Genomic DNA, 232 nt, shown 5'->3' on the forward strand with positions numbered 1-232 from the left:
GTGCCAGGGTGAAACAGAATGAGTTTGGTATTTTTAGCACGACGAGCAAGCTCTATAGCAGCGGTTTTAAATAGCATGTTAAGCGCCGCTTTAGATGCGCGGTAAGTATACCAACCACCTAATTTATTGTCGTTTATGCTGCCTACGCGCGCACTTAATGCAGTAATAGTACACTGCGTTTTGTGGGTTAATAGCGGTAATACGCTCTGTAAGCAAAGTAGGGGAGTTAGAG

General features: G+C 44.4%; 1 pseudogene. It reads right to left on the bottom strand.

The annotated features are described in order from the left end of the window. Positions 1–232, bottom strand: a pseudogene (locus AAEY75_RS17340) (SDR family NAD(P)-dependent oxidoreductase); the annotation flags it as partial.

The organism is Psychrobacter sp. TB55-MNA-CIBAN-0194, from assembly GCF_040309505.1.
GTDB lineage: Bacteria > Pseudomonadota > Gammaproteobacteria > Pseudomonadales > Moraxellaceae > Psychrobacter > Psychrobacter fozii.